Source organism: Pseudomonas putida (genome assembly GCF_028682395.1).
GTDB classification, from domain to species: Bacteria; Pseudomonadota; Gammaproteobacteria; order Pseudomonadales; family Pseudomonadaceae; genus Aquipseudomonas; species Aquipseudomonas putida_AB.
In genome coordinates, this window is sequence record NZ_JANHLC010000001.1 from 570,727 (window position 1) to 581,227 (window position 10,501).

Here is a 10,501-nt window from a genome sequence, read left to right on the forward strand (position 1 = left end):
TGCTCAATAATGGTAAAACGCCGCGACGGCTAAAGCCGGTCGCGGCGCGGGTATTACAACATCGGTGGGATGACCTTAGTTGATCTGCCCGTGGCAATGCTTGAATTTCTTGCCCGAACCGCAGTGGCACAGTTCGTTGCGACCCAGTTTCTGCTCATTGCGAACCGGGGCGCTGGCCAGGGCGACGTCGACTTCTTCACCCAGCAACTCCGGCTGCTCGAGACCCGGGGCCTCGTCGTGCTGGAACTGCATGCGCTGGGCCAGGGCTTCGGCTTCCTGACGCAGGCGGGCCTCTTCTTCGGCCGGATCTTCGCGGCGCACCTGTACGTGGGACAGCACGCGAATCGAGTCGCGCTTGATCGAATCGAGCAGCTCGGAGAACAGCGTAAACGACTCGCGCTTGTACTCCTGCTTCGGGTTCTTCTGGGCGTAGCCACGCAGGTGGATACCGTGGCGCAGGTGGTCCATGGTCGACAGGTGGTCTTTCCACAGGTCGTCCAGTACGCGCAGGACGATCTGCTTCTCGAAGGTGCGCAGGGCTTCGGCACTGGCCTGCTCTTCCTTCTCGTTGTAGGCGGCAACCAGTTCGGCCAGCAGTTTTTCGCGCAGGGTTTCTTCGTACAGGTGATCGTCTTCGTCGAGCCATTGCTGGATCGGCAGTTTCACCCCGAAATCGCTCTGCAGCGCGGCTTCCAGGCCCGCCACGTCCCACTGCTCGGGCAGCGATTGTGGAGGAATATGGGCGCTGACGGTGGCATCGAGCACATCTTTACGGAAGTCTGCGATGGTCTCGCCGATGTTGTCGGCGGCCAGCAGGCTGTTACGCATGTGATAGATCACTTTGCGCTGTTCGTTGTTGACGTCGTCGAACTCGAGCAATTGCTTACGGATGTCGAAGTTGCGCCCTTCAACCTTGCGCTGTGCCTTTTCGATTGCGTTGGTCACCATACGGTGCTCAATCGCCTCGCCTGGCTGCATACCCAGGGCTTTCATGAAGTTCTTCACCCGATCCGAAGCGAAAATACGCATCAGGCTGTCTTCCAGCGACAGGTAGAAGCGGCTGGAACCAGCGTCACCTTGACGCCCCGCACGACCACGCAACTGGTTGTCGATACGACGCGATTCGTGACGCTCGGAGGCGATCACCTGCAGGCCACCCGACTCCAGCACTTGCTGGTGGCGTTTCTGCCAGTCGGCCTTGATCTGCGCGATCTGCTCAGGGGTCGGGTTTTCCAGGGAGGCCACTTCGACTTCCCAGTTGCCGCCCAGCAGGATGTCAGTACCACGACCAGCCATGTTGGTGGCGATAGTCAGCGCGCCGGGACGACCCGCCTGGGCAATGATTTCCGCTTCTTTTTCGTGGAACTTGGCGTTCAGAACCTTGTGCTCGATGCCTTCCTTTTGCAGCAGGGCGGACATGTGCTCCGAGGTTTCAATCGTGGCGGTACCGACCAGGACGGGACGGCCCTGGGCCATGCATTCCTTGATATCGGCGATGATCGCCGCGTACTTCTCTTCGGCGGTGAGGAAAACCAGGTCGTTGTAGTCCTTACGCGCCAACGGCTTGTTCGGCGGGATGACCATCACTTCCAGACCGTAGATCTGGTGGAACTCGAACGCTTCGGTGTCGGCCGTACCGGTCATGCCGGACAACTTGTTGTACAGACGGAAGTAGTTCTGGAACGTGGTCGAAGCCAGGGTCTGGCTTTCCGCCTGGATATTGAGGTTTTCCTTGGCTTCGATAGCCTGATGCAGGCCCTCGGACAAACGACGACCCGGCATGGTACGGCCGGTGTGTTCGTCGACCAGTACGACCTGACCATCCTGGACAATGTATTCGACGTTGCGATTGAACAGCTTGTGGGCACGCAGGCCGGCATACACGTGGGTCAGCAGGCCCAGGTTATGTGCCGAGTAGAGGCTCTCGCCTTCGGCCAGCAGACCGACACGGGTCAGCATCTCTTCGATGAACTGGTGACCGGCTTCGTTGAGCTCGACCTGACGGGTCTTCTCGTCAACGGTAAAATGCCCTTCCTGGGTCACCTCACCCTCGACCTCCTCCACATGCTGCTTGAGCTGCGGGATCAGCTTGTTGATCTCGATATACAGCTTGGAGCTGTCTTCGGCCTGGCCGGAGATAATCAGCGGTGTACGGGCTTCGTCGATCAGGATCGAGTCGACTTCGTCGATCACGGCAAAGTTGAGCTCGCGCTGGAACTTGTCTTCCATGCTGAAAGCCATGTTGTCGCGCAGGTAGTCGAAGCCGAATTCGTTGTTGGTGCCGTAGGTGATGTCGGCAGCGTAGGCCGCACGCTTCTCTTCCGGTGGCTGGAACGGTGTCACGACACCGACCGTCAGGCCGAGGAACTCATAGAGTGGGCGCATCCAGTTGGCGTCGCGGCGGGCCAGGTAATCGTTGACCGTGACCACGTGCACGCCCTTGCCGGACAGGGCGTTGAGATACACGCCGAGGGTCGCCACCAGGGTCTTGCCTTCACCGGTACGCATTTCGGCGATCTTGCCTTCATGCAGGGTCATGCCGCCGATCAACTGGACGTCGAAGTGGCGCATGCCCATGACGCGCTTGCCGGCTTCACGGGCAACCGCGAAGGCTTCGGGCAGCAATTGATCGAGGGTCTCGCCTTTAGCTATGCGGTCTTTGAACTCTTGGGTCTTGGCGCGCAATTGCTCGTCTGAAAGAGCCACCATCTGCTCTTCCAACGCATTGACGATCTGTACCGTCTTGAGCATGCGTTTGACTTCGCGCTCGTTCTTGCTTCCAAAAAGTTTCTTTAACAAAGGCGCAAACATATCGGCAGGTTCTTCCACACATAGGGATGGAGGGCGGCCCCGTGAGTCGCCCGAGCAGCCCTTATGGCCGCATGCGAACGAGCATTCTACCCGGAAACGATGGTGAGGAAAGTGGCGTTATTCCACGATGCTGGCACAGCGCTGTTACTGGGGCCTGGTTAAAATAAGGCCTTTTGGCCGAACTTCAAGCCATAAACGCGAGAAGTTGCTGGCTCATTGTCTGACAAACCCCGCACGCGATCGATGCAACCCAGTGTCGCAGGGGGTTTCTGCTACCATGGCGCCTTGTTACCCGAGGTGTCTAATTATGGCATTCCGCCCTCTTCCGGCCCGGGCGCCCGCCGTTCTGTTGCGTGAAGCCAAGCCGCTCAAGGCCATTTTTGTCCAGGCCCAGCGTCTGTCCCATTGGCAGCGCCTGCTCGACAGCCAGCTGCAACCGGCGGCCCGCGAACATTGTCACGTCGCCTCCTGGCGCGAAGGCACCTTGCTGCTGATCGTCACCGACGGGCATTGGGCCACGCGCCTGCGCTATCAGCAAAAACGCCTGCAACGTCAATTGCAGGCGTTTGAAGAGTTCGCCAACCTCACGCGGATCCTGTTCAAGGTACAGCCGCCAACGGTCCAGCAAGGCGCTGCCGGCCATACCATGGACCTGTCGAACCAGGCCGCCGAAACCCTCCAGGCAACGGCCGAGGGCATCAGCGACCCCAACCTGCGCGCCGCCCTCGAACGCCTGGCCAGCCATGCCCGGCCCAAGGATCCCAGCCGCTAACGGCGTTTATTGCCACCCAGCAACGACCCCATCAGCCCGCGCACCAACTGGCGCCCCAACTGGTTGGCCGCCTGGCGCACCACCGACTTGAGCGCCATCCCCGCCGTACTGCCCAAAAACTCGCCGGCCTTGTCGGCCAGGCTTTCTTCCTCGGGTTGCGGCTTGCCTGGCGCCGCCTGTTCGGTCGGGGCCAAAGCCTTGCGCGCCATCAGGACTTCATAGGCTGATTCGCGATCAATCGGTTTGTCGTAGCGCCCCGCAAGCGGCGAGGTGCGAATCAAGGCCGCACGCTCGGCCTCGCTCAAAGGACCGATGCGCGACTGCGGCGGCGCGATCAGCACGCGCTCGACCATGGCGGGCGTGCCTTTGTCCTGCAGGGTCCCGACCAGTGCCTCACCGATTCCCAACTCGGTCAGTACCGCGAGGCTGTCAAACGCCGGGTTGGGCCGAAACCCGTCGGCGACTGCCCGCAGGGATTTCTGCTCCTTGGCGGTAAACGCCCGCAGACCGTGCTGAATCCGCAGGCCGAGCTGGGCCAGAATGGCGTCTGGTAAATCGCTGGGCGACTGAGTCACAAAATAGACGCCGACCCCTTTCGAGCGAATCAGGCGAACCACCTGTTCCAGGCGATCCTGCAGGGCTTTCGGGGTATCGGCGAACAACAAGTGCGCCTCATCGAAAAACAGCGCCAGCAACGGTTTGTCCGCATCGCCTCGTTCGGGCAGTTGTTCGAACAGCTCGGCCAGCAACCAGAGCAGAAAAGTCGCATAGACCTTCGGTGCTTCATGCACCAGGAGGCTGGCGTCAAGCAGATGAATGCGCCCGCGCCCATCGCTGGCCGGCTGGAGCAGATCCTCCAGTTGCAGGGCCGGCTCACCGAACAAGGCTTCGGCGCCCTGCTGCTCCAACGTCGCCAGCCGGCGCATCAGGGCCTGGCTGGAACCGGTGGTCATCAACGCACTGTCCTCGCCAAGCAATTGCGGGTGTTCCTTGAGGTGATTGAGCAGTGCCTTGAGATCCTTCAAATCCAGTAACAACAACCCTTCACGGTCGGCGACCTTGAATGCCGCATAGAGTGCGGCCTGCTGGCTATCGGTCAACTCGAGCAGGCTGCCCAGTAATAAAGGCCCCATTTCACTCAGGGTGGTCCGTAATGGATGACCGGATTGTCCGTGAACATCCCACAGCGTCACCGGATACCCCTGGGGTCGATGATTAAGCCAGGGCATGCCCGCGATACGTTCAGCGATTTTACCCTGTGGCTGGCCCGCGGCGCCCAGACCACAGAGGTCACCCTTGATATCGGCGGCGAATACCGCGACGCCCGCATCACTGAAGGCCTCGGCCAAACGTTGCAGGGTCACGGTCTTGCCGGTGCCGGTGGCGCCCGCGATCAGGCCATGCCGGTTAGCCAGGCGCATGGCCTGGGCAATCGGCTGCCCGGACAGATTGGCACCCAGCATAAGTTGCGATGTATCAGCCATTTCATCACCCATGGTTAAGCTTTCCCTCGCGCGGTCGATAGTTCAGGCGGCGAACCAGAAACATTAAGAATCATGTCGGATAAGTCTCCAAGCAGGGAAGCACTAGCCCCTGACTTTCACGACATCGCCAGCTCACGCTGACTGCAACCCCGAACATATAAAGACCTTAGCGGACCCCACAAGCCATGAACACAAATCTCAGCTTCAGACACAAGATCCTGCTTGCTGCGTCCCTGATCGTGATCGCCACCTTTGCGCTGTTCACGCTGTACAACGACTACCTGCAACGCAACGCCATTCGCAGCAATCTGCACAACTACCTGCACGATATGGGTGACACCACTGCCCACACCATCCAGACCTGGCTGGCCGGGCGCAGCTTGCTGATCGAGAACCTGGCACAGTCGATCGCCCTCAACCCCGAACTCGGCCATGTCAATCAGTTGCTGGAACAGGAGGCGATCAAGCAGACCTTCATCGGCGCCTACCTGGGCACCACGCAAGGCCAGTTCACCACTCGCCCCGACAGCAAGATGCCCGAAGGCTATGACCCCCGCGTCCGCGCCTGGTACAAGATCGCCGAGAGCAGCAGCGGCTCGGCCATCACCGAACCCTATTTGGACCTTTCTTCCGGGCAAATGGTGATCGCTATTGTCGACAGCGTGCGCCAGGCCGGTAAAAGCCTGGGGGTGGTCGGAGGCGATGTCAGCCTGCAAGCCATCACCGACACCATCAATGCGCTCGACTTCAATGGCATGGGTTATGCGTTTTTGATCAGTGCCGACGGCAAGATCCTGGTCCACCCGGACAAAAACATGACCACCAAGCAGCTCAAGGAGCTCTTTCCCCAAGACACGCCGCGCATCGGCGATACCATTAGCGAAGTACAGCTCAACGGTAAGCCACGCATCATTGCCTTTACGCCTATCAAGGGGCTTTCCTCGGTCAGTTGGTACGTCGGCCTGTCCGTCGACAAGGACAAAGCCTTTGCCGGCCTGTCGACGTTCCGCACCTCCGCCTTGATTGCCACCGTGGTCGCCGTCGCGGCCTGCATTACCCTGCTCGGTATGCTGATCAGCCTGCTGATCCGCCCGCTGCACACCATGACCCGGGCGATGCGCGATATCGCCGACGGCGAGGGTGACCTGACCCGTCGCCTGACGATCCACAATCACGACGAGTTCGGCACCCTGGCCAAGGCGTTCAACCACTTTGTCGAGCGTATCCATGGCTCGATCCGTGAAGTCGCCTCGGCCACCGAGCATGTCAATGAAGTCGCCCTGCGCGTGGTCAGTGCGTCCAACTCCTCGATGCACAACTCCGATGAGCAGGCCAGCCGCACCAATAGCGTTGCCGCCGCCATCAACGAGCTGGGGGCTGCCGCCCAGGAGATCGCCCGCAACGCCGCCCAGGCTTCGCATCAGGCCAGCGATGTACGCGGCCTGGCCGAACAGGGCCAACAAGTGGTCGAGCGCAACATCGGCGCGATGAATCAACTGTCGCAGATGCTCAGTGCTTCAAGTACCAATATCGAATCGCTCAATAGCAAGACCGTGAACATCGGCCAGATTCTGGAGGTCATCACCAGCATCTCCCAACAAACCAACCTGCTGGCCCTCAACGCCGCCATCGAGGCCGCTCGCGCAGGCGAAGCCGGCCGTGGCTTCGCTGTGGTGGCCGATGAAGTACGCAACCTGGCCCATCGCACCCAGGAGTCGGCGCAACAGGTGCAGAACATGATCGAGGAGTTGCAAATCGGGGCCCGCGAGTCGGTCAGCACCATGGGCGACAGCCAGCGTCATAGCCAGGAAAGCATGGAAATCGCCAATCTGGTCGGCGAGCGCCTGAGCAGCGTGACCCAGCGCATCGGTGAAATCGATGGCATGAACCAGTCGGTCGCCACCGCCACGGAAGAGCAGCATTGCGTGGTCGAGTCGCTCAACATGGACATCAACGAGATCAACACCCTCAACCAGGAGGGCGTGGAGAACCTGCAAGCGACGCTGCGCGCCTGTACCGACCTGGAGCAGCAGGCTGCACGCCTGAAGCATCTGGTCGGGACGTTCCGCATCTAAGTGGCGTAGGAGGCGCCGGCGCGAGTCAAGGCTCCGGCGGCGTGTCCTGCAGTTGCTTCCAGAGTTCGGCGGCACCGGGAAACTCGGTGCCGTCGTCCTGATCGAGCGCCTCGGGATCGAAGCGGCTCAGGCAGCCCTCGCCCAGGGTGGGCGGGGCCTGGGCAGTGGCCTTGTCGAGTGGATCACTCATGGAAACCCCTCCCTGCAAGCCCGCTGGGGGCTATCAGAACACCACGGTCTTGTTGCCATGCACCAGCACGCGGTCTTCCAGGTGATAGCGCAAGCCGCGCGCCAGCACCATTTTTTCGACGTCACGACCAAACCGCACCATATCCTCGATGCTGTCGCTGTGGCTGACACGCACCACGTCCTGTTCGATGATCGGACCGGCATCCAACTCTTCGGTCACATAGTGGCACGTTGCGCCGATCAACTTGACGCCACGCAGGGACGCCTGGTGATAAGGCTTGGCACCTACGAACGAAGGCAGGAAGCTGTGGTGGATATTGATGACCTTGTGTGCGTACTCGGTGCACAGCGCCGGCGGCAGGATCTGCATGTAACGCGCCAGTACGACCACTTCGGCGTCATGGTGCTTGACCAGGCGGGAGACCTCGGCAAAGGCCGGCTCCTTGTTCTGCGGCTCGACCGGTACATGGTAGTAAGGAATGCCATGCCACTCGACCATGCTGCGCAGGTCATTGTGGTTGGAGATCACACAGGCGATATCGCAATCGAGTTCGTCGCTGTGCCAGCGGTGCAGCAAATCGGCCAGGCAGTGCGATTCGCGGCTGGCCATCAACACCACACGCTTTTTCTGTGCGGTGTCGGTGATGCGCCAGACCATGGAAAACTCTTCGGCGATCGGCGCAAACGCCTCACGAAAGGCCTCCAGGCCGAACGGCAGAGAGTCGGCACGAATCTCGTGACGCATAAAGAACCAACCGCTGTGGGTGTCCGAGTGATGGCTCGCTTCAGTGATCCAGCCGTTGTGGGACGCCAGAAAGTTACTGACTTTGGCAACGATACCGACACCGTCTGGGCAAGCAATCACCAGCCGAAAAGTGCGCATGAGGGGGAAACTCCAGAACTTCGCAAAGGCGGCCATTCTAGCGATTACGCCAGCAAAATTGCAGTACTCAATGAGCATTAATCGCCCCGCCCGCCTGAGCGGTCGGCGCTAGTTACTCTTAGCCCCCGTGCCGGACGACCAAGCTGTTAGTCGCCGCACTGAAATGCCCGCACCGATTAACCAGCACAATAGGCCTTCTAATTAATTTGGCATATCAGTTAGGAGTGTAAGGTTTTTTCAAACATTTAATATAGAGGCCGTTATTTTGTTTACTTGCTGAAACTGTCTGACTATTATTACGCCACATCCCCCTATAACCCGCCTCCAACATAAGGTAGCCCCATGTCCCTGATCAACGAATATCGCGCCACAGAAGAAGCTATCAAAGAGCTGAAGGCCCGCCTGGAAAGCCTGTCCCAAGACGGCAAACTTCAAGCTGAGCTGGAGTTCGAAGAAAAGCTGCGCAAACTGATGGCGGAAAACGGTAAGTCGCTGCGTGACATCATTGCCTTGCTGGATCCGGATGCAAAAACCAGCAAAGCACCACGCGCCGCCGCCAAAACTACCGGCACCAAGCGTGCCCGTAAGGTCAAGCAGTACAAGAACCCACACAATGGCGAAGTCATTGAAACCAAAGGCGGCAACCACAAGACGCTGAAAGAGTGGAAAGCCAAGTGGGGCAGCGACGTCGTTGAAGGTTGGGCAACCCTGCTGGGCTAAATGCCAGAGGCGTGCGACGCCGACTCGCGACGCGCAGCTCTTCAAAAAAAACGCCAGTTCACTGGCGTTTTTTTATTCCCGCCTTTTCTCGCTCGGCGGGCCTTATCCGTTCAAAGCCCCAATCTTTCGCGCAATGAGCGTGCATAGGCCTGCCACTGATCAAGTACCTGACCCTGCTCGGCAGTCGCACTAGCGCGTAATTGAGCCATGGCCTCGCTAAAACTATCCAAGGTATTCGGTGCACCGTATTCGGGCTTCGTCAAACGCTGCCGGCAAAATTCCAGCCAGCGCTGTTGCTCCTGAATATCGAGGGTCTCGGGAAAGTTGCGCGCCCGATAACGAAATAACAACTCGGGCAAACGTTCATCATCAAATGGCCAAGCACTCTGGGCCAATTGCTGCGGGTCGGCCACACGCACTTGCTCGCATAAACGCCGGTCTCGGTCCCCCAGAAATCCGTCGTACAACTGCTGCTCGGGATCTTCACTGGGGGTAAAGTCTTCCTGCGCATAAAGCGCCGCTAGTTTCTCTTGCCAAACTTGTTGCTGCTCAATCAATTGCTCAGCCCGACGCTGCTGCACCGCCATATCAAGCTGCAGGCGCTGCTGATCCTGCGCACGCAACACAGTGAGCGGCGCCACGACCGGGCAACGGTTGATATGAATCAGTTTGAGCGGGACCGGTAATTGCCCCGGCGCCAGGTCGTCATGCCGCTGATACAAGCGCTGGCGCAGGCTCTCGGCATCCAGTTCCAGCAAGGGCTGCGGATCGAGCCCCAGGTCACAGACAATCAGTGCATTACGGTTGCGCGGGTGCCAGGCCAGCGGCAGGACCACTCCCAGAAAATGCCGCGCGGCAGAAAAACGCCCGGAAATATGCACCATGGGCTGCAGCAGCCGGATCTGATCCATGACCCGCTGCTTGCTGCGCAGTTGAAACAGCCAGTCATACAGGCGCGGCTGCCGCTCACGAATCAGCCGCGCCAGGGCGATGGTCGCGCGCACGTCGGACAGCGCATCGTGGGCCTGGCCATGGTCAATGCCATTGGCCGCAGTCAAACGCTCCAACCGCAGGGTGACCCGCCCCTCCTCTTCGGGCCAGGTAATGCCTTCGGGACGCAGCGCATAGGCAGTGCGCACCACGTCGATCAGGTCCCAACGGCTATTACCGCCCTGCCACTCGCGCGCATAGGGATCGAAGAAGTTGCGATACAGGCTGTAGCGCGTGACCTCATCGTCAAACCGCAACGTGTTGTAACCGGCGCCACAGGTGCCGGGGCGGGCCAGCTCGGCATGGACGCGGGTGATGAAGTCCGCCTCGACCAGGCCCCGCTCGGCCAGGCAATCGGGCGTGATGCCGGTAATCATGCTGGCCATCGGGTGCGGCAGAATATCGTCGCTGGGCCGGCAGTACAGATTCACGGGCGCTTCAATTTCATTGAGCTCGGCATCCGTGCGAATGCCCGCGACCTGCAACGCACGGTCGCAACGCGGCGTGATGCCGGTGGTTTCATAGTCGTACCAGAAGATCGAAGTCACGGGCCTGTCCTGCATTTGAAAGTGCGGGG

At 59.9% G+C, this 10,501-nt stretch carries 8 protein-coding genes and 1 pseudogene; 4 read left to right on the forward strand and 5 right to left on the reverse strand.

Annotated features, from left to right (window positions below):
- Positions 1–75: 75 nt before the first annotated feature.
- Positions 76–2,811, reverse strand: coding sequence for a preprotein translocase subunit SecA (gene secA, locus NPS46_RS02730; RefSeq protein WP_274104850.1), 2,736 nt, complete (start codon positions 2,809–2,811; stop codon positions 76–78).
- A 307-nt stretch (positions 2,812–3,118) separates the two neighbouring features.
- Here secA and NPS46_RS02735 point away from each other — a divergent pair, with 307 nt between their 5' ends.
- The gene (locus tag NPS46_RS02735; RefSeq protein ID WP_274104851.1) at positions 3,119–3,583 is read left to right on the forward strand and encodes a DUF721 domain-containing protein; all 465 of its coding nucleotides are present in this window, start codon (positions 3,119–3,121) and stop codon (positions 3,581–3,583) included.
- Here NPS46_RS02735 and NPS46_RS02740 read toward each other — a convergent pair.
- A complete protein-coding gene (locus tag NPS46_RS02740) occupies positions 3,580–5,067 on the reverse strand; it encodes a helicase HerA-like domain-containing protein (RefSeq protein WP_274104852.1) in 1,488 nt (495 codons plus the stop codon). The two genes, NPS46_RS02735 and NPS46_RS02740, sit on opposite strands and share 4 nt — an antisense overlap.
- A 185-nt stretch (positions 5,068–5,252) precedes the next feature.
- Between NPS46_RS02740 and NPS46_RS25235 the strand changes: the two are divergent.
- Together NPS46_RS25235 and NPS46_RS25240 are read left to right on the forward strand one after the other, a co-directional pair.
- Positions 5,253–6,284 (forward strand): annotated as a pseudogene (locus NPS46_RS25235) (HAMP domain-containing protein); the annotation flags it as partial.
- 93 nt (positions 6,285–6,377) lie between these two features.
- Entirely contained in the window at positions 6,378–7,142 is a 765-nt protein-coding gene (locus NPS46_RS25240; RefSeq protein WP_425312690.1) for a methyl-accepting chemotaxis protein, read from the forward strand.
- Positions 7,143–7,167: 25 nt separating this feature from the next.
- On the opposite strand, the gene NPS46_RS02750 is transcribed toward NPS46_RS25240, so the two are convergent.
- Both NPS46_RS02750 and purU read right to left on the reverse strand, forming a co-directional pair.
- Positions 7,168–7,332 (reverse strand): hypothetical protein, encoded by a 165-nt coding sequence (locus tag NPS46_RS02750; protein ID WP_274104854.1) that lies wholly within the window; start codon positions 7,330–7,332, stop codon positions 7,168–7,170.
- Positions 7,333–7,365: 33 nt separating this feature from the next.
- Positions 7,366–8,214, reverse strand: coding sequence for a formyltetrahydrofolate deformylase (purU, locus tag NPS46_RS02755; protein WP_274104855.1), 849 nt, complete (start codon positions 8,212–8,214; stop codon positions 7,366–7,368).
- Between the two features lie 342 nt (positions 8,215–8,556).
- On the opposite strand from purU, the gene mvaT reads away from it, so the two are divergent.
- Entirely contained in the window at positions 8,557–8,934 is a 378-nt protein-coding gene (gene mvaT / locus NPS46_RS02760) for a histone-like nucleoid-structuring protein MvaT (protein ID WP_274104856.1), read from the forward strand.
- 110 nt (positions 8,935–9,044) lie between these two features.
- Here mvaT and sbcB read toward each other — a convergent pair whose 3' ends face one another.
- Complete coding sequence (gene sbcB, locus NPS46_RS02765; protein ID WP_274104857.1) at positions 9,045–10,472, reverse strand: exodeoxyribonuclease I; 1,428 nt, start codon at positions 10,470–10,472, stop codon at positions 9,045–9,047.
- Positions 10,473–10,501: the final 29 nt, after the last annotated feature.